The sequence below is a fragment of the Comamonas squillarum genome, from assembly GCF_025309455.1.
Taxonomy (GTDB): domain Bacteria; phylum Pseudomonadota; class Gammaproteobacteria; order Burkholderiales; family Burkholderiaceae_C; genus Comamonas; species Comamonas squillarum.
This window is the reverse complement of the sequence record NZ_CP104377.1, coordinates 2031736-2058110: the sequence shown is the minus strand read 5'-3', so window position 1 is coordinate 2058110 and position 26375 is coordinate 2031736. Positions and strand designations below refer to the sequence as shown.

26 protein-coding genes and 1 pseudogene are annotated in these 26375 nt (G+C 64.7%); 14 read left to right on the top strand and 13 right to left on the bottom strand.

Features of this window, described 5'->3' with window-relative positions:
* Nucleotides 1-97: 97 nt before the first annotated feature.
* Entirely contained in the window at nucleotides 98-682 is a 585-nt protein-coding gene (locus tag N4T19_RS09640) for a BPSL1445 family SYLF domain-containing lipoprotein (protein ID WP_116925812.1), read from the top strand.
* Between the two features lie 85 nt (nucleotides 683-767).
* Here the strand turns inward: N4T19_RS09640 and N4T19_RS09635 are convergent, their stop codons facing one another.
* Complete coding sequence (locus tag N4T19_RS09635) at nucleotides 768-1340, bottom strand: hypothetical protein (RefSeq protein ID WP_232539408.1); 573 nt, start codon at nucleotides 1338-1340, stop codon at nucleotides 768-770.
* Between the two features lie 63 nt (nucleotides 1341-1403).
* Between N4T19_RS09635 and xdhC the strand changes: the two genes are divergently transcribed.
* The 3 genes from xdhC to N4T19_RS09620 all read left to right on the top strand — a co-directional run bounded on the left by xdhC (nucleotide 1404) and on the right by N4T19_RS09620 (nucleotide 5344).
* Nucleotides 1404-2219: a xanthine dehydrogenase accessory protein XdhC gene (gene xdhC / locus N4T19_RS09630; protein WP_260720053.1), complete on the top strand. Its 816-nt coding sequence runs from the start codon at nucleotides 1404-1406 to the stop codon at nucleotides 2217-2219.
* Between the two features lie 339 nt (nucleotides 2220-2558).
* Nucleotides 2559-3797, top strand: coding sequence for a urate hydroxylase PuuD (locus N4T19_RS09625; RefSeq protein WP_260720052.1), 1239 nt, complete (start codon nucleotides 2559-2561; stop codon nucleotides 3795-3797).
* A gap of 158 nt (nucleotides 3798-3955) precedes the next feature.
* Nucleotides 3956-5344, top strand: a complete 1389-nt coding sequence (locus N4T19_RS09620) for a GntP family permease (RefSeq protein WP_116925814.1) — start codon at nucleotides 3956-3958, stop codon at nucleotides 5342-5344.
* 75 nt (nucleotides 5345-5419) lie between these two features.
* Here N4T19_RS09620 and N4T19_RS09615 read toward each other — a convergent pair whose 3' ends face one another.
* A complete protein-coding gene (locus N4T19_RS09615; protein ID WP_116925815.1) occupies nucleotides 5420-5620 on the bottom strand; it encodes a hypothetical protein in 201 nt (66 codons plus the stop codon).
* A 220-nt stretch (nucleotides 5621-5840) separates the two neighbouring features.
* Nucleotides 5841-7394: a fumarate hydratase gene (locus N4T19_RS09610; RefSeq protein WP_021024731.1), complete on the bottom strand. Its 1554-nt coding sequence runs from the start codon at nucleotides 7392-7394 to the stop codon at nucleotides 5841-5843.
* Between the two features lie 341 nt (nucleotides 7395-7735).
* Here N4T19_RS09610 and fumC point away from each other — a divergent pair, with 341 nt between their 5' ends.
* Together fumC and N4T19_RS09600 are read left to right on the top strand one after the other, a co-directional pair.
* Entirely contained in the window at nucleotides 7736-9127 is a 1392-nt protein-coding gene (gene fumC, locus N4T19_RS09605; protein WP_116925816.1) for a class II fumarate hydratase, read from the top strand.
* A 97-nt stretch (nucleotides 9128-9224) separates the two neighbouring features.
* Nucleotides 9225-10079 (top strand): hypothetical protein, encoded by an 855-nt coding sequence (locus tag N4T19_RS09600; protein WP_260720048.1) that lies wholly within the window; start codon nucleotides 9225-9227, stop codon nucleotides 10077-10079.
* 1 nt (nucleotide 10080) lies between these two features.
* Here N4T19_RS09600 and N4T19_RS09595 read toward each other — a convergent pair whose 3' ends face one another.
* Together N4T19_RS09595 and N4T19_RS23270 are read right to left on the bottom strand one after the other, a co-directional pair.
* Nucleotides 10081-11265 (bottom strand): MFS transporter, encoded by a 1185-nt coding sequence (locus tag N4T19_RS09595; protein WP_260720046.1) that lies wholly within the window; start codon nucleotides 11263-11265, stop codon nucleotides 10081-10083.
* A gap of 109 nt (nucleotides 11266-11374) precedes the next feature.
* Nucleotides 11375-12406, bottom strand: a complete 1032-nt coding sequence (locus N4T19_RS23270) for a GlxA family transcriptional regulator (protein WP_182342975.1) — start codon at nucleotides 12404-12406, stop codon at nucleotides 11375-11377.
* 204 nt (nucleotides 12407-12610) lie between these two features.
* On the opposite strand from N4T19_RS23270, the gene N4T19_RS09580 reads away from it, so the two are divergent.
* Nucleotides 12611-13528 (top strand): Dyp-type peroxidase, encoded by a 918-nt coding sequence (locus N4T19_RS09580; protein ID WP_116925817.1) that lies wholly within the window; start codon nucleotides 12611-12613, stop codon nucleotides 13526-13528.
* A 4-nt stretch (nucleotides 13529-13532) separates the two neighbouring features.
* Here N4T19_RS09580 and N4T19_RS09575 read toward each other — a convergent pair whose 3' ends face one another.
* The 6 genes from N4T19_RS09575 to N4T19_RS09550 form a co-directional block, all read right to left on the bottom strand.
* On the bottom strand, nucleotides 13533-14009 hold the full coding sequence (locus N4T19_RS09575) for a DUF2269 family protein (protein WP_260720043.1): 477 nt from the start codon (nucleotides 14007-14009) through the stop codon (nucleotides 13533-13535).
* A complete protein-coding gene (locus N4T19_RS09570) occupies nucleotides 14009-14416 on the bottom strand; it encodes a DoxX-like family protein (RefSeq protein WP_182342971.1) in 408 nt (135 codons plus the stop codon). Before N4T19_RS09570 ends, N4T19_RS09575 begins: the two co-directional genes overlap by 1 nt.
* Nucleotides 14413-15342 carry an NAD-dependent epimerase/dehydratase family protein gene (locus N4T19_RS09565; RefSeq protein WP_260720041.1) on the bottom strand — a complete coding sequence of 310 codons (930 nt, stop codon included), beginning with the start codon at nucleotides 15340-15342 and terminating at the stop codon, nucleotides 14413-14415. Before N4T19_RS09565 ends, N4T19_RS09570 begins: the two co-directional genes overlap by 4 nt.
* 42 nt (nucleotides 15343-15384) lie before the next feature.
* Nucleotides 15385-15876 carry a thiol-disulfide oxidoreductase DCC family protein gene (locus tag N4T19_RS09560; RefSeq protein WP_182342967.1) on the bottom strand — a complete coding sequence of 164 codons (492 nt, stop codon included), beginning with the start codon at nucleotides 15874-15876 and terminating at the stop codon, nucleotides 15385-15387.
* Between the two features lie 84 nt (nucleotides 15877-15960).
* On the bottom strand, nucleotides 15961-16521 hold the full coding sequence (locus tag N4T19_RS09555; protein WP_116925821.1) for a GbsR/MarR family transcriptional regulator: 561 nt from the start codon (nucleotides 16519-16521) through the stop codon (nucleotides 15961-15963).
* Nucleotides 16522-16655: 134 nt separating this feature from the next.
* Nucleotides 16656-17180, bottom strand: a complete 525-nt coding sequence (locus N4T19_RS09550) for an FKBP-type peptidyl-prolyl cis-trans isomerase (RefSeq protein ID WP_021027081.1) — start codon at nucleotides 17178-17180, stop codon at nucleotides 16656-16658.
* A 53-nt stretch (nucleotides 17181-17233) separates the two neighbouring features.
* Between N4T19_RS09550 and N4T19_RS09545 the strand changes: the two genes are divergently transcribed.
* From N4T19_RS09545 to N4T19_RS23345, 3 genes and pseudogenes are all read left to right on the top strand, one after another.
* The gene (locus N4T19_RS09545; RefSeq protein ID WP_260720038.1) at nucleotides 17234-18382 is read left to right on the top strand and encodes a cupin domain-containing protein; all 1149 of its coding nucleotides are present in this window, start codon (nucleotides 17234-17236) and stop codon (nucleotides 18380-18382) included.
* Nucleotides 18382-18906 carry a hypothetical protein gene (locus N4T19_RS09540; RefSeq protein ID WP_260720036.1) on the top strand — a complete coding sequence of 175 codons (525 nt, stop codon included), beginning with the start codon at nucleotides 18382-18384 and terminating at the stop codon, nucleotides 18904-18906. Before N4T19_RS09545 ends, N4T19_RS09540 begins: the two co-directional genes overlap by 1 nt.
* A gap of 200 nt (nucleotides 18907-19106) precedes the next feature.
* Nucleotides 19107-19320 (top strand): annotated as a pseudogene (locus tag N4T19_RS23345) (hypothetical protein); the annotation flags it as partial.
* A gap of 433 nt (nucleotides 19321-19753) precedes the next feature.
* Here N4T19_RS23345 and bamC read toward each other — a convergent pair.
* A complete protein-coding gene (gene bamC / locus N4T19_RS09530) occupies nucleotides 19754-20860 on the bottom strand; it encodes an outer membrane protein assembly factor BamC (protein ID WP_116925991.1) in 1107 nt (368 codons plus the stop codon).
* 38 nt (nucleotides 20861-20898) lie between these two features.
* On the bottom strand, nucleotides 20899-21795 hold the full coding sequence (gene dapA, locus N4T19_RS09525; RefSeq protein WP_116925824.1) for a 4-hydroxy-tetrahydrodipicolinate synthase: 897 nt from the start codon (nucleotides 21793-21795) through the stop codon (nucleotides 20899-20901).
* Nucleotides 21796-22070: 275 nt separating this feature from the next.
* On the opposite strand from dapA, the gene lgt reads away from it, so the two are divergent.
* The 4 genes from lgt to N4T19_RS09505 all read left to right on the top strand — a co-directional run bounded on the left by lgt (nucleotide 22071) and on the right by N4T19_RS09505 (nucleotide 26236).
* Nucleotides 22071-22901, top strand: coding sequence for a prolipoprotein diacylglyceryl transferase (gene lgt, locus N4T19_RS09520; RefSeq protein ID WP_116925992.1), 831 nt, complete (start codon nucleotides 22071-22073; stop codon nucleotides 22899-22901).
* 102 nt (nucleotides 22902-23003) lie between these two features.
* Nucleotides 23004-23792 (top strand): transporter substrate-binding domain-containing protein, encoded by a 789-nt coding sequence (locus N4T19_RS09515; RefSeq protein WP_182342961.1) that lies wholly within the window; start codon nucleotides 23004-23006, stop codon nucleotides 23790-23792.
* Nucleotides 23793-24092: 300 nt separating this feature from the next.
* Nucleotides 24093-24761: a GntR family transcriptional regulator gene (locus tag N4T19_RS09510; RefSeq protein WP_116925826.1), complete on the top strand. Its 669-nt coding sequence runs from the start codon at nucleotides 24093-24095 to the stop codon at nucleotides 24759-24761.
* Entirely contained in the window at nucleotides 24758-26236 is a 1479-nt protein-coding gene (locus N4T19_RS09505; RefSeq protein WP_260720032.1) for a malonyl-CoA decarboxylase, read from the top strand. Before N4T19_RS09510 ends, N4T19_RS09505 begins: the two co-directional genes overlap by 4 nt.
* Nucleotides 26237-26375: the final 139 nt, after the last annotated feature.

Here is a 26375-nt window from a genome sequence, read left to right as displayed (position 1 = left end):
GTCATCGGGGATGGCTACTATTTGCTCCTAGGCGCACCGCAGGATTCACAGCGGTGCCAACCTGATCGATATAACAGCAAATTTCATAGGAGTAGGTATGCAACGTTTTTCCATGCGCACCCTGGGTGTCGCCGCTGCAGTGGTTGCCGGCGCTCTGTCGATGGCGGCCTGCACGGTCACCAAGCCTGAAACCAGCAATGCGCCTCGTGCCGATGAGACGTCGGTAGACGCCCGCGCCAACGCCGCGCTCGAGCGCCTGTACCAGACCGCTCCTGGCTCCAAGGACCTGGTCGCACGCTCCAAGGGCGTGCTGGTGTTCCCATCAGTGATTGGCGGCAGCTTTGTGGTGGGCGTGGAGCACGGCCGCGGCGTGCTGCGCGTGGGCAGCCGCAGCGACAGCTACTACAGCACCACGGGTGCGTCGATCGGCTGGCAGGCCGGTGGCCAGTCCAAGGCCGTCATCTATGTGTTCAACACGCCTGAAGCGCTGGCGAAGTTCCGCGACAGCAATGGCTGGTCGGTGGGTGCAGATGCCACCGTGGCCGCAGGCCGCGTAGGCGCCAATGGCAGCATCGACACCACCTCGGCCCAGGCCCCGGTGACCAGCTTTGTGCTGAACAATGCCGGCCTGGAAGCGGGCGTGTCGCTGCAAGGCGCCAAGATCACCAAGATCAAGGAATAAAGCAGCGCCTACAGCGCCTGCAAAGCAGAAACCGGCCAGCAGGCCGGTTTTTTTTGCGCTTGTCGCACCTGTCCTATGCCAGCCTTTATTGCTGGCCTTCGCTCAAGGTATGCAGCTGGAACTTGCCCGAGGCATCCCAGAGCCAGGTCTCGGTGTAGGAGACCATGACCTCGCCGTGGCGCAAGTGCTGGGGGGCGGGAAAGGGCGCAGCGGCCTGCACCAGCGCCTCGATCAGTGGCGGCACCTCCTGGGCCTGCGCGGGCTCGCGCATCCAGTTCATGTCCTGGATATGGCCGTCTTCGTCGAGCAAGAGCTCCAGCACGCCAATGGCATAGAGCATGGGCGGCAGCATGCCAGGGTAGATGCGATCGGCGTAGCGTTCATACAGGTGCTGGGCACACTGCTTGCGGTAGGCCTCGTCGGCGACCGGGTTGAGGACGGAGTCCTGCCCATCGGCTTGCGGGGACCATTGGGGCATGCGCGCGCCGGGCAACTGGGTCAGCACCGAGAGATAACTGTCCTGGTCGTCCTCCTGCTCGGCGGCATGGGGCGGCTTGGCGCTGCCCCTTGCCTGTGCAGGTGTTCGCGACGGGTGCGGTATACGAAAAAGCGTATGCCAAAGTCGTGACAGCAGGGAGGTGGAGGGTCGATCGCTCATGGTACAAATCCGTCTATAGCGGACCTGCAGTATGGCAGGCCGATCTTCATCATGGAACAAGGCATGCCCGTTCTGCAGCAATTATTGGCGCGCCTGGCGACGCAGGAGGCCTGTCTGGTACAGGTGGCGTCGACCCAGGGGTCGGCTCCGCGCGATGCCGGCGCCTGGATGGCCGTGTTTGCGCAGGACCAACTGGGCACGATTGGCGGTGGCCACCTGGAGTGGCAGGCCGCCAACAAGGCCCGCAATCTGCTGGCCAGCGGCGGCGCCCCGCAGAGCGAGCGCTTTGCGCTGGGCCCGCGCCTGGGCCAATGCTGCGGCGGTGTGGTGCATCTGCGTTTTCAGCGGATTGGACAGGCTGACCGCGAACCGCTGGCGCAGCAGCTGGCGCCCGAGTGCAGCCCCGTGGCGGTGTTTGGCGCGGGCCACGTGGGCGCAGCGCTGGTGCAGGTGCTGAGCAACCTGCCTATGCGCATCACCTGGGTGGACAGCCGCGAGGCGCTGTTTCCGGACGCGTTGCCTGCCAACGTGCAGACCGAGTATTCCGACCCCATCGAGCGCGCGGTGGCTGACCTGGCGCCGCGCAGCAGTGTGTTCATCCTCACCCACGACCACCAGCAGGACCTGCAGATCACCCAGGCCTGCCTGCAGCGCCAGCGCAACAGCGGCGATCTGGACCTGATCGGGCTCATTGGCAGTGCTACCAAGCGTGCCAGCTTTGCGCACCGGCTGGCCGAGCGGGGTTTTGCCGATGCGGAGTTTGCCCGCATCACCTGCCCGATCGGCCTGCCGGGCATCCGGGGCAAGGCGCCGGAGGTGATTGCCATTGCGGTGGCCGCGCAGCTTTTGCAGCATCTGCAGCGAACGCAGCATGCCTGATGTGGCTTGCCCCCCGGGCAGGAGCCATGCATGCGGTGTAGAGGCCACCTGCAGCGGGTTTGCTGCGTTGCATCAGGGTTTTATCTAGGGGGTGTGCAGCTTTTTGCCGACCTTTGGGTGGCAGAAATTGCATACACTTTGAGTCTACAAAAGGTCGCAGCGGTGCCCCGGTCATCCCGATGATGGCTGTGGATTGCGGCCTGTCTGCTGCTCAGATCGCCCGCCGTGGTGAGCAGGTTCAACAAGTGGCCGGTGCCTCCACGCTGGCTGCTTGATGAGGAGAGCGGGCATCACCCCTCCCTCGCACTGGCAGACCCCACGCTGCCAAGGATGAGAGCAATGGAAGGCTATATCCTCGATTGGGCGAACCTGTTGTTGCGCTGGCTGCATGTGATCACAGCCATTGCCTGGGTCGGTTCGTCGTTCTATTTTGTGTTTCTCGACAGCAGCCTGACCCCGCCCGAAGACGAAGACCTGAAAAAGCAGGGCGTCAGCGGCGAGCTCTGGGCCGTGCATGGCGGCGGCTTCTACCACCCTGTCAAGTTCAATGTCTCGCCGCCCAAGCTGCCCGACCACCTGCACTGGTTCTACTGGGAGAGCTACACCACCTGGCTGTCGGGCTTTGCGCTCCTGACGGTGTCCTACCTCTGGAACGCCAATATCTACCTGGTCAACCCGGCCGACCCCAATGCGATGAGCGCGCCGCTGGCGGTGTTCACGGCGCTGAGCTTTCTGGCGGTGTTCTGGCTGCTCTATGACGGCATCTGCCGCGTGTTTGGTTTCAAAAAGCATGGCGATGCGATTGTGGGCGCCATGGTGCTGGTGCTGGTCTGCATTGCCGCGTATCTCGCCTGCCATATCTTCCCGGGCCAGGCAGCCTTCTTGCTGATGGGCGCGATGCTGGCCACCTCGATGAGCGCGAACGTGTTCTTCTGGATCATCCCGGGCCAGCGCACCGTGGTGCGGGCGCTCAAGAATGGCGACCCGGTCGACCCCATCTACGGCAAACGCGGCAAGCAGCGCAGTGTGCACAACACCTATTTCACGTTACCGGTGCTGTTTGCGATGCTGTCCAACCACTACGGCTGGCTCTACAACCAGAAGTACAACTGGCTGGTGCTCATCGGCATGATGTTTGCCGGCGCGACCATTCGCCAGTTCTTTGTGCTGCGCCATGGCCACAAGCTCGGCCGCAACAAGCACCCCTGGCCCTATGCACTGATCGGTGTGCTGGTGATTCTGGGCGTGATCGCCTGGCTGCGGCCCGGCCCCAAGCCCGCAGCAGCCGCTGCGCCCGCATCGGCCCCTGCGAGCCAGCCCGCAGCTGGCGCCGTGCCCTATGGCGAGGTGGCCAAGGTGTTTGCCCAGCACTGCGTGCTGTGCCACAGCGCCACGGGCCTGGCGCAAAAGAATGTGAAGCTCGACAGCCCCGGCGAGGTGGCCCAGCACACCCAGCAGATCTACCAGCAGGTGGTGGTGCTGCGCAAGATGCCCTTTGGCAACCCCGAGGGGTTGAGTGCCGACGAGCGCGATCTGGTCAAGCGCTGGTTTGAATCCGGCGCCTCTACCGCGCCTTGATGGCGGGTGGCAGGGGGCGGGGCAGGGCCCCCGCCCGCCGAAATCCGACTACAGCCTGGGGTGGCTGATCGGCGTAGGATGGGAGGGTTGGGGCATGCCCTAGCCCCTCTTTGCGGTGGGTGGCTGGGGATGCGTGTCACAAATCCACATCTTCTCGCATGTCAAATTTCGATATCCAATTGCTGCTGACCGCCTTGGTGAGCGTGCTGGTGCTGGTGGCGCTGATTGTTTCGCGCATCCGCATGCACCCCTTGCTGGCCTTGCTGATCGTCTGTATCGGTGTGGGCTTTGCCACCGGCATGGCGCCGGGCGACATTGCCAAGAACATCACCAACGGCGCGGGCAAGACCCTGGGCGCGGTCGGCGTGGTGATTGCCTTGGGCGCGATGCTCGGCAAGATCCTGGCCGACTCGGGCACCACCGAGCGCCTGGCCAGCGCCATTCTGCGCCACACCTCGGACCGCATGATCCCCTGGGCGATGACCCTGGTAGCCTTCATCATCGGCATCCCGATGTTCTTCGAGGTGGGCCTGGTGGTGATGCTGCCGCTGATCTTCAGCGTGGCGCGCAAGCTCGAGAGCCGCGAAAACTTCAAGGGCTCGGCCTATGTCTATGTGGGCGTGCCGGTGATTGCGGCACTCGCCTCGATGCACGGCATGGTGCCGCCCCATCCTGGCCCGCTGACCGCGATTGCCACGTTGAAGACCACGGTCGGCCCGACGATGCTCTACGGCTTTTTGGCCGCCTTGCCCGCGATGGTGCTGGGCGGGCCGCTGTACGGCGCCTTCATCACCCCGCGCATGACTACCCGGCCTGAGCAGGCGCTGCTCGACCAGTTCACCGAAGCGAAGCCCGACAGCGGCAAGGACCAGCCGGGCATCGCGATGGGCGTGCTGTCTGCCCTGCTGCCTGCGCTGCTGATGCTCGCCCATGCGCTGGCCGAGATGGCCTTGCCCAAGGGCTCGGCCCTGCTGCAGGTGGCCAGCTTTCTGGGCAACCCGCTGATTGCAATGCTGCTGGGCGTGCTGTTTGCCGCCTTCACCCTGGTCTACCTGCGCGGCGGCGATGCCGAAAAGCTGCGTGACACCCTGGGCGCCAGCCTCAAGCCGATTGCCGGCATCATCATGATCATTGCTGGCGGCGGCGCTTTCCAGCAGGTGCTGACTAGCGCCAAGGTGGGCGACGCCATCGTGCACCTGACGCACCAGTTTGCATTTCCGCCGCTGGTGCTGGGCTGGCTCATTGCGATGCTGCTGTCGGTCTCGACCGGCTCGGCCACCGTGGGCATCGTGGGTGCGGCCGGTTTGCTCGCGCCGCTCGCCGCTGCCGACCCCAGCCTGAACCTGCCTTTGCTGGCGCTGTCGATTGGCTGCGGCTCGCTGTTCTTCAACTATGCCAACCATGCCGGTTTCTGGATGGTCAAGGAATCCTTTGGCATGACCATGGGGGAGGCAACGCGCACGATCACCGTGGTGCAGTCCATCGTCTCGTTTGTGGGCCTCTTGATGGTGCTGCTGTTCAACACCTTGCCGGCGCTGGGCGGCTAGCGCCTTTTCCCATAAGCAAAAGGGCCGCAGCAGCAATGCTGGCGGCCCTTTTTGTTGCGCCCAAGGGCGCGGCGCTCAGTCGGCCGGCTTGTCTTGCGCAGGCGCGCCGCTGCTGTCCGCGCCGGTCGCTGGCTCCTGCTCGGGGGCGTCGCCATCAGCGCCATCAGGTGTGTCCGAGGCATGCCCGCTGGCCTTGCGCAGGGCTTTTTCTTCCTTTTTCTTCTTCTTTTCCAGCTCACGCTGGCGCTTTTCATACTGGTAATTCGGCTTGGCCATGTTTTTTGTTCCTTATCGGTGTGCAGCCTCCACCATACAGCATGCGCCGTACTCGGGGCGCCGCCATAGGATTGTTTGAAGGCCGCGATGGGTAAAGTAGGCGGTTTGGGGGCCTGGCCGAGGCGGTCAGGATGTCGGCACTGCTCCCACCGGCTGGGAATGCGGGGAGCGGGCAGCAAAAAACCGCCCGAAGGCGGTTATGGGGAGCGGTGCCGGCCGATCAGGCGCCTGCCACTTCAATGCCCTTGAATTCACCGGTGGCGATCTTTTCCTTCCAGATCGCCGGGCCGGTGATATGGGCACTGGTGCCGCCGGCATCCACGGCCACGGTCACGGGCATGTCGACCACGTCGAATTCATAGATCGCTTCCATGCCCAGATCGGCAAAACCGACCACCTTGGCCTGCTTGATGGCCTTGGAGACCAGATAAGCGGCGCCGCCCACGGCCATCAGGTAGGCCGACTTGTGGTTCTTGATCGCTTCGATGGCGACCGGGCCACGCTCGGACTTGCCGATCATCGCGATCAGGCCGGTCTGCGACAGCATCATGTCGGTGAACTTGTCCATGCGGGTGGCGGTGGTCGGGCCGGCGGGGCCGACGACTTCGTCACGCACCGGGTCCACCGGGCCCACGTAGTAGATCACGCGGTTGCTGAAGTCGACGGGCAGTGGCTCGCCCTTGGCCAGCATGTCCTGGATGCGCTTGTGCGCAGCGTCGCGGCCGGTCAGCATCTTGCCGTTGAGCAAGAGGGTGTCGCCCGGCTTCCAGCTGGCCACTTCTTCCTTGGTCAGCGTGTTCAGGTCCACGCGCTTGGACTTGTTGTAGTCTGGCGCCCAGTCGATCTTGGGCCAGGTGTCCAGCGATGGGGGATCGAGGTATACGGGGCCGGAGCCGTCCATCACGAAATGGGCGTGGCGGGTGGCGGCGCAGTTGGGGATCATCGCCACGGGCTTGGAGGCCGCGTGCGTGGGGTACATGTTGATCTTGACGTCCAGCACGGTGGTGAGGCCGCCCAGGCCCTGGGCGCCAATACCGAGGGCATTGACCTTCTCGAACAGCTCCAGGCGCAGCTTTTCCACCTGGTCGAGCTCGGCACCGCTGGCAGCTTTTTGCTGCAGCTCGTACATGTCGAGGTCTTCCATCAGGCTTTCCTTGGCCAGCAGCACGGCCTTTTCAGCGGTGCCGCCAATGCCGATGCCCAGCATGCCCGGTGGGCACCAGCCCGCGCCCATGGTCGGCACGGTCTTGAGCACCCAGTCCACAATGCTGTCGCTGGGGTTCATCATGATCATCTTGGACTTGTTCTCCGAGCCGCCGCCCTTGGCCGCCACGGTCACATCCAGCTTGTCGCCTGGCACGATCTGCACATTGATGACGGCAGGCGTGTTGTCCTTGGTGTTCTTGCGGGCGAACTGGGGATCGGCCACCACGGAGGCGCGCAAGGTGTTGTCGGGGTGGTTGTAGCCCCGGCGCACGCCTTCGTTGATCGCGTCTTCCAGGCCCATCGTGAAGTCTTCCCACTTCACGTCCATGCCCACCTTCAGGAACACGTTGACGATGCCGGTGTCCTGGCAGATGGGGCGCTGGCCGGTGGCGCTCATCTTGGAGTTGGTCAGGATCTGGGCCATCGCATCCTTGGCCGCCGGGCTTTGCTCGCGCTCATAGGCCCGTGCCAGGTGCTGGATGAAATCCGGTGTGTGGTAGTAGCTGATGTACTGCAGGGCGCCCGCGATCGAGTCGATCAGGTCCTGCTGACGGATGGAGGTGGTCATCGTGCTTGTGGGGTGGGTTTTGGATTGCGCAAGGCTATGGTGCCGTTGGCGCTCGGTATCACGGGGGCAATTATCGGCCTTTCGCCAGGCCGGTGGTGGCAAATGCCCGATAAGTCTTCTAGAAGACTCAGGTGTCGAGATGGTGCAAGAGCATGCGCCCAGTATGGCTGCTTGATGCAGATGAGAACGGCTGTCATTGCCTGCGTTAGGATGCGATGCTGCGCCCGCTTTGCCGCAAAGCGGGCGGCATCCTATTTACGAATCCTGCGGCCCACCAGCCACATGCTTACCAGCCAGACGAGCCGCGTTGCAATTGTTGAGATACAAGGAGTGATCCAGACATGACAGCTACCCGCCAGGAAAAAGACACCTTCGGCCTGATCGACGTGCCGGCCGACAAACTCTGGGGTGCCCAGACGCAGCGCTCGCTGCAGAACTTTGACATCAGCGGCGAGAAGCAGCCCGGCGAGATCATCCACGCGCTGGCGCAGGTGAAAAAGGCCAGTGCCACCGTCAACCACGCGCTGGGCCTGCTCGACGAGAAGAAGGCCAAGGCCATCAATGCGGCGGCCGACGAGGTGATTGCCGGCCAGCACCCCGATGAGTTCCCGCTGGTGGTCTGGCAGACCGGCTCGGGCACGCAGACCAATATGAACGTCAACGAAGTGCTGGCCAACCGCGCCAGCGAGCTGCTGGGCGGCGAGCGCGGTGAGTCGCGCCTGGTGCACCCCAATGACGAGGTGAACAAAAGCCAGTCCAGCAACGACGTCTACCCCACCGCCATGCATGTGGCCGCCGTCACCGCCATCGAGCGCAAGCTGCTGCCCGCGCTGGAAAAGCTGCGCCGCACCCTGCAGGCCAAGAGCGAGGCCTTCAACGACATCGTCAAGATCGGCCGCACCCATTTGCAGGATGCGACGCCGCTGACCCTGGGCCAGGAGATCTCCGGCTGGGTGGCCCAGCTCGAACACGGCGCCAAGCACATCAAGTCGGCGCTGCCCCATTTGTATGAACTGGCGCTGGGCGGCACGGCTGTGGGCACGGGCCTCAACGCCCCCAAGGGCTATGCCGAGGGTGTGGCCCAAGAGCTGGCCAAGCTGACCGGCTACCCCTTCATCACCTCGCCCAACAAGTTCGAATCGCTGGGTTCCTGCGACGCGCTGGTGTTTGGCCATGGCGCCCTCAAGACGCTGGCCGCCAGCCTGATGAAGATCGCCAACGATGTGCGCTGGCTGGCATCGGGCCCGCGCAGCGGCCTGGGCGAGATCTCCATCCCCGAGAACGAGCCGGGCTCGTCGATCATGCCGGGCAAGGTCAACCCCACGCAGTGCGAAGCGATGACCATGCTCTGCGCCCAGGTGTTTGGCAATGACGCGGCGATCAACGTGGGCGGTGCCTCGGGCAACTTTGAGCTCAACGTGTTCCGCCCCATGGTGGCGCACAACTTCCTGCAAAGCGTGCGCCTGCTGGCCGATGGCATGGTAAGCTTCAACGACCACTGCGCCGTGGGCATCGAGCCCAACCGCGAGCGCATCACCGAGCTGGTCAGCCGCTCGCTGATGCTGGTGACCGCCCTGAACACCCATATCGGCTACGACAAGGCGGCCTATATTGCGAAGAAGGCGCACAAGGAAGGCAGCAGCCTGCGCGATGCGGCCGTGGCCAGCGGCCATGTGACCGCCGAGCAGTTTGACCAGTGGGTCGTGCCCGAGCATATGGTCGGCAATCTGTAAGCGCCAGCCAGACGCACTTGACCGTTCCAGGGCCCGCATGACTGCGGGCCTTGTGCTTTTACACTGGCGGTTTCTGCCTTTTCCCTTTGGACCATTCATGCCCTCAGCGCCCATGCAGTCGTTGACCGCCAACTCCCAGCCAGGTGAAGGCTTGGTGGTCGGTGGCCTGGATATCCATGTGCTGGCCCAGGCGCTGGGCGTGCCGGTGTTCCAGACTCCCTGGCATATGCCGCAGTACGAGTTGGGCGAGCAGGGCGCCTGGCGGCTGCTGCGCGGCGGCATGGGGCTGGACAGGGGTTACTACAGCGGCAGCTGCGTCTATGCGGGCTCTACCGCGCTGTTGCGCCAGAACGCACAAGGCGGCTGGGATACGTGGATGTCGCTGTCGCCTTTCGAGATCGAGAGCCAGGAGCTGGCCTGCCGCCATGCGCATGGCCACACGGTGGTCATGGGCCTGGGGATGGGATGGGTGACGGCCAATATAGCGCTGAACCCGTCCGTGGAGCGGGTCACCGTGGTCGAGCGTGATCCAGAGGTGATCGCGCTGTTCCAGCGTATGCAGGTGCTGGAAGGCTTGCAGGCAGATGTCGCCGCCAAGATTCATATTGTGCAAGCCGATGCGCTGCAGTGGCGCCCGGCGCCGCAGCAGCCGGTGGACTTTCTGTATGCCGATATCTGGCTGCAACTGGCCGAGCCCCAGGCGCTGGCCGAAGTGCGGCAGATGCAGGCAAATGTGCAAGCGACGCAACTGTACTTTTGGGGCCAGGAGTGGGTGCTGGCTGCTTCTTTGCAAGCACTGTGGGGCAGCCCAAGTTGGTCCCCTGCATTGGCAGACGCTTTGACCGCCACGCGCCTGCCCTTGCTCACCGCCGTGGACGGCGGATTTGCCCCCTGGGTGGAGCGCATCTGGCGTGAGCGCCTGGCACGCACGCCTGCTTCAAGCATTCGGTGATCTAGGCCCGCGCCCGCGCCGCCCAGGCCGAGCGGCTGCCTTGCCAGGCCAGCAGCGCCAGGGTCAATAGCATTGCCACATTCACGGCCTGCCAGCCCAGGGTCTGGATCAGCACGCCGCAGCTGAGCGACATCAGTGCGGCGCTGCCGTTGTTGCTCCACTCCATCATCGGCTGGGCCTGGGGGCGCTCCTCGGGGCTGCAGGCCTGGTTCAGCAAGCTGGTGCCGGCGAGGATCATCAGGTTCCAGCCGGCGCCCAGCAGCAAGGAGCTGAGCAGGAACGGTACAAATTCCGTGCCGATCAGCGCCACGCCTGCGCTGGCGGCCAGCAGCGCCGCGCCCAGCCAGGCCAGGCGCCGCGCGCCAAAGCGGTCCACCGCGCGGCCCGCAAACAAGGACGGCGCAAACATGCCCAGCACATGCCACTGGATCACCTGGGTGGAGCTGGCCAGCGAGTGGCCCGCGCCATGCATGGCCAGCGGGGTGGCGTTCATCACCAGCACCATCAGCCCATGGCCGCAGGCGCTCAGCACAATGGCCTGGCGCAGCGCAGGGCGCTGCCACAACTGGCGCCGCGAGATGGCGGGCTGGCCAGCAGCCTTGGCCTGCATCGGCAGGTGCAGGCGTGGCGGCAGGCATTGCAGCAGCGCGCAGGCCAGCAAGGCGAGCACCGCAATCGCCAGGTAGGCGCCGGCCAGCGGTGTGGCCAGGGCGCCTGCGGTGTGGATGGCCAGGCTGGGGGCGAGCAGGGCGGCCGCCATGCCCCCTGCCAGCACCCAGGCTGCGGCACGGCCGCTGTGCTCGGCCGGCATGCCGTCCAGCGCGGTGAAACGGTAAAAACCGGCCGAGGCCTGGTAGCCACCCAGCAGCAGCATTGCCAGGCAAAACAGCCCAAAGCTCGCCTGCACCACCGCCCAGGCCGCCAGCAGCCCCGCTGCGACCCCCAGCAGTGCGCCACCCTGCAGGCCCCGGGCGCGGCCATGCCGCTGCATCCAACGGGCCAGTGGGACAATCGACAGCAGATTGCCCGCCACCAGCAAGGTCAGCGGCACCGTGGCCAGCACCGGCCAGGGCGCCAGCTGCCGGCCCACGAGGCCAGTGAGGGCGATGCCGATGATGGAGCAGGACCAGTACAGCGCTTGCGCGATGCTGAGGGTGAGCAGTTGGGGATGGCGTTGGAGCAGCATGGGCGGTGATTTGGGAATAACGGGGCGTGTGGGTGCTGCCGGGCAGCATCGGCTGTCCGGATCGCATGGTTTGGGCGGGAGGATTCAGCCGCTTAGTGGCGGGCGCTGGTTAACCCACGCCAAAGCGCTCGGCAAAGGCCTGGGGGCTGACGGCCAAGGTCTTGTGAAAGCTGCGGCGCAGGTTTTCCGGGTGGCCAAAGCCGCACAGCTGCGCCACCGTGGAGACGGAGGCCTGACGCTGGCTGAGCAAGGTGGTGGCGGCCTGCAGCCGCACCCGTTCCACATAGCGGGCCGGCGTGGTGCCCAGCTCTTGCTGGAACACCCGCGCCAAGGTGCGCGGCGGCAGGCAGGCCTGCGCGGCCAGCTGCTCCACACCCAGGCGCTCGCCCAGGTGGCCGGGAATCCATTCAAGCAGGCCAGCCAGGCGCGGCGCCTGCGTGGTCTCGGCTGCCAGCAGTGGGCTGAACTGCGCCTGGCCGCCGGGCCGGCGCACAAACATCACCAGGTGGCGGGCGACGGCCAGCGCCATGCTGCGGCCCAGGTCGGCTTCGACGAGGCTCAGCGCCAGGTCGATGCCCGAGGTCACCCCCGCCGATGTGAAGATATGGCGCTGCTGCGGATGGCTGGCATCAAAGGTGTGCAGCCGGTCGCCATCGACCTGGATGGGGCGCTCCATCGCCGCGAGCTCGGCCAGGCGGCACCAGTGGGTGGTGGCAGGCAGGCCATCGAGCAGGCCGGCGCGCGCCAGGATCAACGCACCCGAGCACACCGAGCCCAGGCGCTGCACCTGGGGCGCCGTGCGCTGCAGCCATTGGCGCAGGCCGCTGTGGTGCTGCACATCGACCACGCCATCGCCCCCCGGCACCAGCACCGTGCTGTTGGCGCCCGGGCGCAGCTGGCCCAGGCCCTCGGTGGCGATGGTCTGCAAACCGCAGGACAAGGTCACCGGCCCGGCCTCCAGCCCGGCAAAGACCAACTGGTAGAAGGCAGGCAGGCCCTGGCGCTGGCGCACATCGTTGGCGGTGGCAAACACCTGCATGGGCCCGGTGATGTCCAGGCTCATCGCGCGCGGGTAGGCAATGCAGATGACGTGGTGGCCGGGCTGGGCGCTGTGGGCGGCGGTGGTGCGGGATGGAGACATGCGCACAGTGTGCATGCAGCGCGATGTGGCAGCAATGACATTGATCGCACAGATTCTGCCAAGCTGCGGCTCAAGCGCAACAGCTATGGGGGTGATTGGGCAATGCAAACGGACAAGCGCGGAGTTTGTAGGACAGCTGCGCGACAATAGCCGATTGCCATCCAACCGCCAAGACGCAGCGGCTCAGCTGCGCGTCCCCAAATAATGACCGCTTTGAACCAACCCGGAATCCTGCTGGCGCTGCCAGCTGCCAGCCGCTACCAACTCTGGAAACTCTCGGGCGACGCCCCGGCCGTGCGCGCCGCGCTGGCGCGCCTGCAGCAATGGGCCGATGGCGAGCAGGCTGTCGTCTGCATTGGCCAGCCGGTGGCCGATCTGCTGGGCGTGCAGGTGCCGGGCCTGCGCAATTTTCCGGCCATCAACGGGCCCCAAGGCCCGCTGGCGCTGACGCCCCATGCGCTGTGCCTGTGGCTGCGCGGCAATGACCAGGGCGATGTGCTGCGTCTGTCGCGCGAGGCCGCTGCGCTGCTGGCGCCGGCCTTCAGCCGCGAGAAGGTGGTCGATTGCTTCCGCCATGGCTGGAACGGCAAGGACGCGGTGCGCGATCTGACCGGCTATGAAGACGGCACCGAAAACCCCCAGGACGATGACGCCGTGCATGCCGCCATTGCCGATGGCATGGGCCCGGGGCTGGATGGCGGCAGCTACTTTGCCGTGCAGCAGTGGCTGCATGACATGGACGCCTTTGCCCGCATGAGCGCCTTGCAAAAGGACCACATGATTGGCCGCCGCCTGAGCGACAACGAGGAGCTGGACGACGCGCCCGAGTCGGCCCACGTCAAGCGCACCGCGCAGGAGAGCTTCAGCCCCGAGGCCTTTATCCTGCGCCGCAATATGCCCTGGTGGAAGGTGCAGCCCGATGGCAGCGACGCCGTGGGCGCCATCTTTGCCGGTTTTGGCCGCAGCTTTGAGGCCTTTGAGGCGCAGATGCGCCGCATGGCGGGCGAGGAAGACGGCATTGCCGACGGCCTGTTCCAGATGTCCAACCCGGTCACCAATGCCTACTACTGGTGCCCGCCGATGCGGGACGGGCGCATTGATCTGCGCGCGCTGGGTTTGTAAAACGCTAGTTCCAAAGCGTGGGTTTGTTGACCATCAGGTAGTACACGCCCAGCATCGCCACAAAGGCCGGGTAGCCCAGCGCCTCCCAGCGCCCGGCCAGGCGGCGGTATTCGTCGGGCAGCGGCTGGCCTTGGGCATCGGCGTTCGCGGCCAGGCGGGCCATGCGGATCTGCATGGCCACCACCGGCAGCCAGCACAGGCCCGCCGCTACATACAGTGCCATCGACAAGAGCAGCCAGGGCGTGTGCCAGGGCCAGCCGGCCATCACCATCATTGCCCAGCCGCTGAGTGGCTGGATGATGACCGCTGGCGTCGTGAACCACCAGTCGGCCCGCACCACCAGGCGGCTGACCACCGCCTGGGCCGCCACATTGCCGCTGCGGTTGGCAAAGAACATATAGAACGCCGAGCCAAAGCCGGTGCCGACCATCAGCACGCTCGACAGGATATGCAGGGTTTTGAGCAGCAAATAGGTGTTCATCATCGGCTCCGTCCGTCGCGGGCGCTGCTTTGCCACAGCAGCCACAGCGCAGCGGCAATCGGCAGGTTCTTGGACAAGGGGCCCAGCGGGTGCAGCCACAGGCTGGGCAGCAGGGTGGTGGCGGCCAGGGTCATCGCCAGCATCGCTGCCAACGATGCGGCATAGGCCCTGCGCCCGGGCCGGCACAGCAGCCACAGACCCAGCAGCAGATCCAGCGCAGCGCCGCCGCCTATCAGCCAGGCTTGCAGGCGAGGATCAGCAATGCCGCCCGCTACCAAGAGCGCGGTGCTGTCGCCCTGCCACTGCAGCCAGCTGGCTGCGGCCGTCCAAAGCCAGACGGCGACCAAGCTCAGGCGCAATAGCTGCAAGGGCTGCTGCATGGGCTGAGCGCGGGGCGGGGTGGTCATGCGCGGCTTTCGGGCGATGGGTGGGCTGCCGGGTTGCGGATCAGGGCCAGCATCTGCGCCGGATCGGTGGGCGCACGCCCCAGCCACTGGGCCATTGGCGCGGGGTCGCAGCAGTTGTCCAGCGATGCCAGTTGCAGTGAGACACTGCACCAGGGGCTGGTGGGTACTGCATCGCCCAGGCGTGCACTGGCCTGGGTGGCCCAGCCGGGCAGGCGCAGCTGCAGCGCCTTGCTGCGGCCCGCTTGCTGGCGCAGGCTGTCAATCATCTGCGCCATGCTGAGGCGCTGGGGCCCGCCCAGCAGCACAACGCCGGTGGTGGGCGATTGCAGCAGCCGCACCATCACCTCGGCCAACTCGTCAACGGCGACCGGCTGCATCAGGCGCTGCTGCATCACCGCTGGCAGCACCAGCACCGGCAGCAGCGCCAGGCGCATGAACAGCTGGGTGCTGGCGCCTTGCGCGCCGATGACGATGCTGGGCCGCACGACGATGCCTTCGAGCTGGCCCTGCGCGGTCAGCGCCAGCAAATGGGCATCGGCCGCACGCTTGGTGCGGGCGTAATCGGTGTCGTTGCTCTCCACCCCCAGGGCCGAGAGCTGCATCACGCGCCGCACGCCCGCCTGGGCGCAGGCATCGAACAGCGCTTGCGGGCTGGTCTGGTGCAGCGCCTGCAATGATGCGCCGTTGGGCCCGGGCTGGTCGCGCAGGCTGCCCACCGCGTTGATGACCATGTCCACGCCTTGCAGATAGGGCAGCCAATCGGACGGCTGCTGCATCTTGCCAAACTGCAGCGGCGGCTGCGAGCGCCTGCTGGCTGCGATAACCCGCAGGCCCAGGGCGCGCAGCTGGCGCGCCAGCGCCTGGCCGATAAAGCCCTGGCCGCCGCAGAGCAGGACGGTGGGTTGGGGAGCATTGGGGGTATGCATGGTCTCTCCTGATGGTCAAGGGCGTTGGGGGTTGCAGCGCGTTTAGCGCGGGCGGTCGATGTCGCAGGCATCGCTGCCGCGTGCGCAGGCCTCGCTGCGCGCTGCGGCCTGCCGGGCCTGGCGCCGTACGGTGCATTGCAGGCCCTGCTCCAGTACCCAGGCCATCGGGGCCAGCGGCAGGCGGTAGCGGTTGCGGGCCAGCAGCGGGTAGAGCGTGTCCAGTGCACCGGCCACCAGCGGCAGCCCGGCCAGCCGGGGCACCCAGTCCCAGCCCACGCCCAGGTAGGCGCGCGTCAGGCAATCGACGCCGGTGTAGACCTGGCCGTCGGCCCCCACGCCATGGATGGACTGCATCAGCGCGGCCTTGTCGGCCGGGGCCTGGCTCAGATCGGCGGTGCTGGCATCGACAAAGAGGAGCTTGCCCGCGCGGTTGCGCAGCATCAGATGGCGCATCTCGGCATTGCACATGCGGCAGCTGGCGTCGTAGTAGATCGTCAGCGGAAACTGGGTGGCAAAACTGTCACGGCGGGGCATATGCTGTCCTTTCAATATTTCTGTCAAAACAGAAATAAATGGGTCAAAAAAAGGCCGGTGCCTGTCGGGCGCGGCCGCTGTGTCTCAGGGTTTGCTCAGCGCCTCGGGCTCCTGCGCGGCAGGTGTGCCACGCACAAAGCGCTGCACGGTCGCGCCCAAGGTCAGGATCTTGTCCAGCGTGGCGGGCGAGAGCCGCAGCATCTCGTCGCTCCAGGCGCCCAGCTTTTGCATCAGCTCCAAGGTCGCCAGGATACGGTCCTGGCCATCGGGGCTTTCGCGGGCAAAGTCGGGGCTGTTGACCAAGGACTGCAGCAGGCGGGTGGTGGGGTCGAACTCCCGCTCCTTGCGCTCCCGCACGATGGTTCGGAGGAGCTCCCAGACATCGACACTGGTCTCGAAATAGTCGCGCCGGTCGCCCAGCACATGCGTCACCCGCACCAGCTGCCAGGATTGCAGCTCCTTCAAGCTGTTGCTGACATTGGAGCGCGCCACATTCAAGGTCTCGCTCAGCTGCTCGGCATTGAGCGGCTTGCCCAGCACAAACAGCAGCGCATGGATTTGCGAGACCGTGCGGTTGACGCCCCACAGCGATCCCATCTCGCCCCAGTGCAGCACAAATTGTTGTTGGATGTCGGTCATTTGCATAGGTGAATTCTAGGGCTTCATTTATTTCTGTCAAGACAGAAATTAAGATGCAATAAAAAGGCCATCGCGGATGGATGGCCTTGGTTTGGGTTGTTTTGCTGGCGGTCTGGTGACAGATGCAGCCAGCGCCGTGCTCAGTGCAGCAGGTTATTGCCTGGCGCCTGGGGTTGCACGCGGAAAAAGCCGGTGCCGCAGGTGCCCGTGCCGATCTCTTCTTCGGTCGCCTCGCGCACGGCAGCCACCTGGATGTCCAGGCGAATGGCGATGCCGGCCAGCGGGTGGTTGCCGTCCAGCACCACATGCTCGGGGTAGAGCTCGGTGACGGTGTAGATCATGTCGCGCGGCGCATCGGGGTTGGTGCCCTGGGGCAGAGCATGGCCTTCGATGGTCATGCCTTCTTCCAGATCGGCGGGGAAGAGCGCGCGCGATTCCAGAAAGACTTTTTCTTCGTCGTAATCGCCAAAGGCATCTTCGGGCTCCAGGTGCAGCTGCACGCGGCTACCGACGGTATGGCCTTGCAGCGCCTGCTCCACGCGCGCCAGCAGATCCTGGCCTCCGACCAGGAATTCCACGGGCTCGTCGAGCACATCCAGGGTCTCGCCCAAAGTGTCTTTCAGCGTCCAGGTCAGTGCGACCACGCATTGATCAATGATTTCCATAGGACAATTGTCGCAGTTTGGGCCCGGGCGCCCAGAGGATTACCGAGAAAGCCATGCAAATCGAACAAGCACTGCCTCTGCTGGGGGGCATCTCCCCGGCCCAGTTCATGCGCCGTTACTGGCAGAAAAAACCACTGCTGGTGCGCGGCGCCGTCAGCGACTGGAAGGACCTGCAGCTGCCGCTGCCGCGCAGCGAGCTGTTTGCGCTGGCCGGCGAGGAGGGCGTGGAGTCGCGCCTGATCCAGCACAAGGCGGGCGCGTGGACGGTCAAGCACGGGCCCTTCAGCCGCCGTGCCATCCCCTCGCTCAAGACGCCGGAATGGACCTTGCTGCTGCAGGGCCTGGATCTGCACAGCGATGCTGCCCATGCGCTGCTGCAGCGCTTCGCCTTTGTGCCGGCCGCGCGCCTCGATGACCTGATGGTGAGTTACGCCAGCGATGGCGGCGGCGTGGGCCCGCATTTCGACAGCTATGACGTGTTCTTGCTGCAGGCCCATGGCAAGCGCCGCTGGCGCATCGGCAAGCAAAAGAACCTGGCGCTGAAGGACGGCATTCCGCTCAAGATCCTGGCCGAGTTTGAAGCGCAAGAGGAGTATGTGCTCGAGCCCGGCGACATGCTGTACCTGCCGCCGCGCTACGCGCACGACGGTGTGGCCGAAGGCGAGTGCATGACCTACTCGATCGGCTTTCGCTCGCCCGCGCAGCAGGAGCTGGCCGGCGAGCTGCTGATGCGCATGTCCGAGAGCGACGAGATGGACGAGGTCAACGCCAAGGCCGCCTCGCCAATCTACCAGGACCCCAAGCAGACGGCGGTGCAGGCGCCCGGCGCGATACCGCCTGCGATGCTGGACTTTGCCCGCGCGGCCATCGAAAAGCGCCTGGCCGAGCCGCTGGCGCTGGACCGTGCGCTGGGCGAGGCGCTGACCGAGCCCAAGGCCAATGTCTGGTTCGAGCCCGAAGACTCGCCCGCCATGCTCGAAGCCGTGGCGCTGGACCGCAAGACCCGCATGGTGTACGACGAACACCATGTCTTCATCAATGGCGAGAGCTACCGCGCCGCAGGCCGTGACTTCAGCCTGATGAAGAAACTCGCCGATGGCCGCCACCTGGACCGGCGCGACATCAGCGGCGCCAGCGACGATGCCTTGCAGCTGCTGTCGCAGTGGTGCGAGGACGGCTGGGCCCACGCGGTGCCGCAGTGATGGCCAGCGCCAGCCCAGCCCCCGCAGCATCGCAGCCTGCAGGCGGCCTGAGTGGCCGTTTTGAGGGCCGGGCTGCGTTCGATGCGCAGGTGCTGCATTTTCTGCAGCAGGCCGCGGTGCAGGGCTGGCGCCAGGTCATCGTCGCCGACCTGGATTTTGCCGACTGGCCCTGGGGCAGCGCCGATGCGGTGGAGTTGCTGCACCAATGGGCGCGCCAGGGCGGGCAGATGACGGTGCTGGCCCACCGCTTTGACCGCATGGTGCAGCGCCACCCGCGCTGGGTGCAATGGCGCAGGACCTGGGACCACCGCCTGCAGTGCCGCAGGCTGCTCAGCCGCGACGAGGCGCAGGTCCCCAGCGCGCTGTGGTCGCCCCAGTGGGCCGTGCAGCGTCTCGATGCGGCGCGCTGCGTGGGCGTGGCCAGTGCCGAGCGCAGCGCCATCGTGCCCTTGGGCGAGCGCCTGCAGGAGTGGATCCGCTCGGCCAGCACGCCGGACTTTGCCACGACGGTGCTGGGTTTGTAGGCCATTGTTGACAAGCGTGTCTTTCGTTGCTGCGCGGCAACGAAAGACATACGCCTGGCATAGTCAGCCAGACCGGGTAATCCCTATAATTCATTTCAGACGCTCAGGCGTTAATTACTTTGTGCTACGCACTCTTGGCCCGGGCGTTCTGTTTGCCCTGGCCCGTTCCACAAAAATCCACCGTCGTTAGGAATATCCAAATGAAGAAATCCCTTGTTATCGCATCGTTGATGGCTGCTGTTGCTCTGGCTGCTTGCGGCAAGAAGGAAGAAGCTGCTGTGCCCGCACCAGCACCTGCGCCCGTGGAAGCGCCAGCACCTGCACCGGCACCTGCTGTTGAAGCTGCCAAGGATGCCGCCAACGCTGCAGCTGACGCTGCCAAGGACGCTGCTGCCGATGCCAGCGCTGCTGCTTCGAAGGCTGCCGACGCTACCAAGGAAGCTGCTGGCAATGCCGTCGATGCGACCAAGGACGCAGCCCACAACGCTGCTGAAGCCGCCAAGGACGCAGGCGCCGCTGCTGCAGACGCTGCCAAGTCGGCTGCTGACGCTGCTGCCAACGCCGCTACCGCTGCCAAGGAATCGGTGAGCAAGTAAGCGCTGAGCCGCTGGCCTGGTGGATGCCGGGCCTGCGCTGCAGACTTGCATGAACGAGCCCGTGCTTTGCGCGGGCTTTTTTATTGGCGCGCGCGGGTGCATTGCGAGCAGCCGCTGGCATGGCTCTGAAGTCAATGTCCTTGGCTGCCCACAGTCCATTCCATAGCCCGCGCCCATGAAAAAAGCCACTGCGGCTGCGCAGTGGCTTCGGGGGTGTTGCGGTACACGGCCAGGTCAGGCCGCGCAGCGCATCACTTCATGTCGTCTGCCAGCACCTTCAGAATGCGCTGGGCATTCGCCGAGGTGTCGGCCTTGCCGCTCTCGTTGAGCACGGTGACATTGCTGGTGTTGGCTTCGCTCTTGACCTGGATGCGGTACTTGATCGGGTCCGGTGCATCCGGGTTGCGGTTGAAGATCTTGGCAAAGAAACCGTCGGGCTTCTTGTTCAGATCGGTCGGGTCGATGTAGCGCACAAAGTACACGCCCTGGCTGCGGTCGCGGTCCTCAACGGTAAAGCCCGTGCGGTCCAGCGCCAGGCCCACACGGCGCCAGGTGCGGTCAAACGGATCGCTGACCTGCAGCACGGGCGAGCCATCGGCAGCGGTCGCGATCTTGGAGGTGCTCACAGGGGCCAGCGGCGCTGCGGCAATCGCCTTGGACTGCTCTTCGCTCACGCCCAGCTTGACCATGATGCGGCGCAGGAATTCGGTTTCCAGCTCTGGATCGGCCTTGCGCGGCTGCCAGATAGTGCTGTCCTTTTCCTTGTTGGAGTAGACCTCTTCCATGCCGCGGTGGCTCACGTAGATTTCGGTCTTGCCATCGGGGCGGCGCTCGATGCGGGTGCGGAACTTGTCCTGCTCGCCGGTCGAGTAGATCGAGTCAAACACCTTGCCAATGGAGCGGCGGATGAAATCCTGCGGCAGCTTGGCGCGGTTTTCGGCCCAGTCGGTTTCCATGATGCCGATGTCGGGGCGCTCGATGGTCAGCGCAAAGCCGCTTTCCTGCCAGAAGTCCTTGACCGGCTCCCAGACCTTGTCTGCGGGGCGGTCGATGACCAGCCAGCGCTGGTTGCCATCGCGCTCGATTTGCACGTCGCCAATCTGCGACGCGGCGGTGTTGGCCGTGCCCTTGGGGGCCGCATCCTTTTGCACCTGGTAGGCCGCAGCCGAGACCGTGCCGCCAGGCACGACATAGCGCGAGTCCTTGGACAGCTGGGTCAGGTCCGGGGGGACTTCCAGCGTTGGCCCCTTGGAGGCGCTCTTGTAGTCGATCTTGTCGCCTTCGAGAATATTGCCGGTACCGCAAGCGGCCAAAGTGACAGACAGGCTCAGCACGCTGAGTTTTGCGAGGGAATTCACGTTCAAATCCTTAACAGAGGCAACGCGCGGGTGTTGCTTTAGAGCAAGGAGGCTCCGCGCATTGCAGCTTCCACCGTGCCATGCAGACCGGCGGAAAGCTCGGTCATCGGCAGGCGCAGGGTCGGGCCACACAGGCCCATCTTGTTGGCCGCCCACTTTACCGGAATGGGGTTGGCCTCCAAGAAGAGGGCTTTATGCAGCGGCAGCAGTTTATTCTGAATTTCCATAGCCCGACCAACATCCTTGGCAATTGCCGCCTGGCATAGCTGGCTCATCAGGCGTGGCGCGACGTTGGCGGTGACGCTGACATTGCCGTGTCCGCCGCACAGCATCAGGGCCACGGCGGTGGGGTCATCGCCTGAGTAGATGCCAAAGCCGGCTGGCGCATCCTTGATCAGCCACTGGGCGCGCTCGATGTTGCCGGTCGCTTCCTTGATGCCGACGATGCCGGGCACTTCGGCCAGGCGCAGCACCGTGTCGTGCTGCATGTCGGCCACGCTGCGGCCCGGCACGTTGTAGAGGAAGATGGGCAGGTCGCCCACCGCTTCGGCAATCGCCTTGAAGTGCTGGAACTGGCCTTCCTGGGTCGGCTTGTTGTAGTAGGGCACGACCTGCAGCTGGCTGTCGGCGCCCACGCTCTTGGCGTACTTGGCCAGCGTGATGGCTTCGTGGGTCGAGTTGGCGCCACAGCCGGCCATGATGGGCACGCGCTTGTTGGCCTGCTCGACGGAGACGCGGATGATCTCCATGTGCTCTTCGACGGTGACCGTGGGCGACTCGCCCGTGGTGCCCACCACACCGATGCAGTTGGTGCCTTCGGCGATATGCCAGTCGATCAGTTTTCGCAGGCTTGCATAGTCCACGCTGCCATCGGCATGCAGGGGGGTGATCAGGGCAACAATACTACCGGTCAATGGAACACTGGTGGAAGTCATAGCGTGGAATGGAAGCTGGATGGAAGATTCTAGCGGGGGCTGGACTGCCGCCGCCGCAGGCAGTATAGCGCGCCCAGCAGCAATTGCTGTCATATTGATTGCAAACACGTTTATTGTTTGGTCATTTTGAATGTCTTGTAGCAGTTATTTGGTTAATTTGACGTAAATTTTGGGGTGATGGCTTGATATCGATTGTGTAATCGAATGCGCATGGGTGCGGGTAAGTCCTGTGGCTCCCACTGGGGATGGCGCTGCCTGCCGTGAACTGCGGCACAATGCCTGCCATGCTGATGTATCCCCAATTTGACCCGATTGCCATCAAGCTCGGCCCGCTGGCCGTGCATTGGTATGGACTGACCTATCTGGTCGCCTTTGGCCTGTTTTTGTTCCTGGGCATACGCCGCCTCAAGGACCAGCCCTTTGCCTCGGTCACCACGCCCACGCGCTGGCAGCGCAAGGATGTCGAGGACATTCTGTTCTATGGCGTGCTGGGCGTCATCGTCGGCGGCCGCCTGGGCTACTGCCTGTTCTACAAACCCGCTTACTACCTCAGCCACCCGCTGGAGATCTTGGCCGTCTGGCAGGGCGGCATGAGCTTTCATGGCGGCCTGGTGGGCGTGATCGTGTCCATGGTGCTGTATGCCAAGCTCAAGGGCCGGCCCTGGCTGCAGGTGGCCGACTTTGTCGCGCCCTGCATCCCGCTGGGCCTGGCCTCGGGCCGCGTGGGCAACTTCATCAATGGCGAGCTCTGGGGGCGCTTCTCAAGCCCCGATCTGCCCTGGGGCATGGTATTTCCGCAAAGCGGCTCGATGCTGCCGCGCCACCCCTCGCAGATCTACCAGTTCCTGCTCGAAGGCGTGCTGCTGTTCGTGGTGATGTGGCTGTACTCGCGCAAGCCGCGTGGCGAGGGCCAGGTCGCTGGCGTCTTTCTGATTGGCTACGGCCTGCTGCGCTTTATTGCCGAGTACTTCCGCGAGCCCGATGACTTTTTGGGCCTGCTGTCGCTGAACCTGAGCATGGGCCAGTGGCTCAGCCTGCCGATGGTGCTGCTGGGGATTTACCTCTGGAGCCGGGGCCGCAACCAGCCGGTGTTGACGACGGCCTAAACCGCGTATCCCCTGAATTTATAGGGCTATACTGATCAGCCGCTGTGCCGGATTCCTCTGGCACAGCGGCTTTGTTTTTTGTCTGAGCGGAGATAGGACGATATGACCAAAAAATGGGTGCTGGGCCTGGTGGCCGGTGTGTGCGTGCTGGGCAGTGCAGCGGTGTCTGCGCAGCAGGCCTTGCCCGATCTGAAAGTGGCCGTGGACCTGAGCTATGAGCCCTTTACCTACAAGCTGCCCACAGGCCAGCCCGCCGGTTTCGACGTCGACATCGCCAACGCGCTGTGCGCCCAGATCAAGCGCAAGTGCGTGTTTGTCGAGCAGGTCTGGGACGGCATGATCCCCGGTCTGCAGGCCAAGAAGTACGACGTGATCATCAGCTCGATGGCCAAGAACGAGGACCGCGCCCGTGTTGTGGACTTCACGAACAAGTACTACCACACCGGTGCGCGCATCGTGATGCCCAAAGGCTTCAAGTACACCGGCCCCGAATCACTCAAGGGCAAGAAGATTGGCGTGCTCAAGGCCAGCATCCAGGAGAAGTGGGCGCTGACCTACCTCAAGCCCGCAGGCGCCGATGTGGTGTCCTACCCCGGCCGTGACCCGGTCTACCTGGACATCAATTCCGGCCGCCTGGACGGCTCGGTCGCCGACAGCGTCGAGATCGCCTACGGCTTTTTGAAAAAGCCCGAGGGCCAGAACTTTGAGTTTGTCAGCGACACCTTGGTGGACAAGAAGATCTTTGGCGAAGGCGCCAGCATTGCGATGCGCAAGGGCCAGCCCGAGCTGAAGAAGTCACTCAATGATGCGATTGCCGCCATCCGCGCGGACGGGCGCTACAAGCAGATCGCCGACAAGTACTTTGACTTTGACCCTTACGGCAAGGACTGAGAACGCAACGTAGTTCGCAGCGGCAGGGGGCGTGGCCCCCACCAATGACGCAAGCAGGCCTGGAGCAACCGGTGCCTGCTTTTTTTGTGTCCGCAAAGCGGGAGGGTAAGCGTTTGCACCGGTAACAGTGGTCGCGGGGTATGAACCGGGTGTTAACACGGGGGCCAAAATGCGCTGTAATTTCTCATAATTACAGCATTGCACCGTTGATTCGGCCCTCTGAGTCAGAGTCAATGCCAGAGCCAACCTGAGATTTTGGCGCGGACGGTGCAGAACGACTTTTTCCAAAGGAGTGAGCGGATGGCGGTTGCCGGACAGTCCTTGCACGACACGGTGGCGATCCAGGTGCGTGACCTGATCTTTGCCGGCACCTTGGCGGCGGGCGAGCTGCTCGATGAAAAGGCGCTGTGCGACCAGCTCTCCGTCTCGCGCACGCCGCTGCGCGAAGCGCTCAAACTGCTGGTCTCCGAAGGGTTACTGCGCCATGAGCCGCGGCGTGGCTGCTTTGTCGAGACCGTGACCGAGCGCGATCTGGACGATATCTTTCCGGTCATTGCGCTCTTGGAAGGGCGCGCCGCGTACGAGGCCACCAAGAAACTCAGCAGCGCCGACCGCGCCGTGCTCGATGTGATGCACGAGCAGCTGGCCCACTACGCCGAGGCGGGCGATATCGCGGCCTACTACCGCATGAACCACCAGATCCATGAGGCCTTCATCACCCTGGCCGACAACCGCTGGCTGGCCCAGGCCATTGCCGATCTGCGCCGCATTTTGCGCCTGGCGCGGCTGCACCAGCTGCGCGCGCCGGGCCGCCTGCAGGCCAGCTTGCAGGAGCACCTCGATATCTATGCCGTGATGCTGACCGGTGACGCCGATGCCGCCGAGCAGACCATGCGCAACCATTTGCTGCAGCAGCGCAAGGCCCTGCTGCGCACCACCCCCCTTTCACTGTCAAGGATTGCTTTATGACCACCGCTACCGAAACTTCGCCCGCTACCGCGGTGGACAGCGCCGCCAACAACTGGCTGCAAAAAAGCGCGGCCTGGCTGCGCTCGGTCGGCATTCCTACCGAGTTGGGCAGCAGCAGCGCTGCCGAAGGCGAGCGCAGCACCACCGAGCGCCTCAAGGCCACCTTGCGCCGGGGCAATGAGGCGCTGTCGCCGCGCGAGTTGCGCCGCCTGCTGGCGGACCTGCAGGCCGTGGGTGCCAGCGAGGTGAGTGACGCCGAAGGCGGGCGCCTGGCCGAGCCGGTGATGCAGTGGTATGCCGCCGCCCAGCCCGAGCAGCGCCTGGACTGCTGGCGCCTGCTGTGCGAGCAGTTCATGCCCGATGTGACCAAGATCGGCCAGGCGCGCCAGCGCTACGAAGACGCGATCGGCACCGCCAGCATGGCCGCTGCCGAGCGCCACCTGCGCAAGGCCTTGCAGACCCCGCGCATGCGCCTGTTTCAGCGCTTTGCGGTGCCCGCGCAGGGCATGCGCTTCTTGCTCGATCTGCGCGCGCAGATGCTGCCCCAGCTCAAGAGCCAGGAATGGCTGGTCGCTGTGGACGCCGATCTGGAATACCTGTTCTCGACCTGGTTTGACATCGCCTTTTTGGAGCTGCGCAGCCTCAGCTGGGATTCGCCCGCGTCGCTGCTCGAAAAACTCATCAAGTACGAAGCGGTGCATGACATCCGCAGCTGGACGGACCTGAAAAACCGCCTCGACAGCGACCGCCGCTGCTACGGCTTTTTCCACCCGCGCCTGCCCAACGAACCGCTGATCTTTGTCGAGGTGGCCCTGGTCGACAAGATGTCGGACAGCATCGCGCCGCTGCTGGACGAGGCCGCTGCCGCAGCCGATGTGAACAAGGCCAGCACGGCGATCTTCTACTCGATCAGCAACACCCAGACGGGTTTGCGTGGCGTGAGTTTTGGCGATTCGCTGATCAAGACCGTGGTCGAGCAGTTATTGCAGGAGTTTCCCAAGCTGCGCCAGTTCGCCACCTTGTCGCCGATACCCGGTTTTCGCAGCTGGCTGGGCAAGAACGCTGGCGAGGTCTGGGAGGGCGCCGACAAGCGCCTGCGCGCTGAGCTGGGCAAGGCGCTGGACAAGGCCGAGCCGACGGTGGACGACTGGATGGCCGCGCTGGAGCAACCGGGCCAGTGGCAGGCGGGCGATGCGGCCGCCAAGCTGCTGCTGCATGCCGCTGCCCGCTACCTGGGCAAGAGCCTGGTCAAGGACAAACCGGTGGACCCGGTCGCGCGCTTTCACCTGGGCAATGGCTCGCGCGTCGAGCGCCTGAACTGGGCGGGCGATACCTCGGCCAAGGGCATCAAGCAGTCCTATGGTTTGATGGTGAACTACCTGTACGACTTGAAGCGCCTGGACAAGCACCGCAATGCGCTCGCCCAGGGAAAGATTCCGGTGTCATCGGGCATTGAGGCGCTGGCCAAGGTCTGAACCTGTTTTTGAGGATGGCAGGCCAGCATCGCGCCCCCGGGCGCTGCGCTGGCCTGGAGAGAGCTGCAGGCCCCCATAGGGCCGCAGCCTGGGTGGTAGGCATTCTTTGCTGACCACCTAGGGCCTGAGCGTTGCTGTC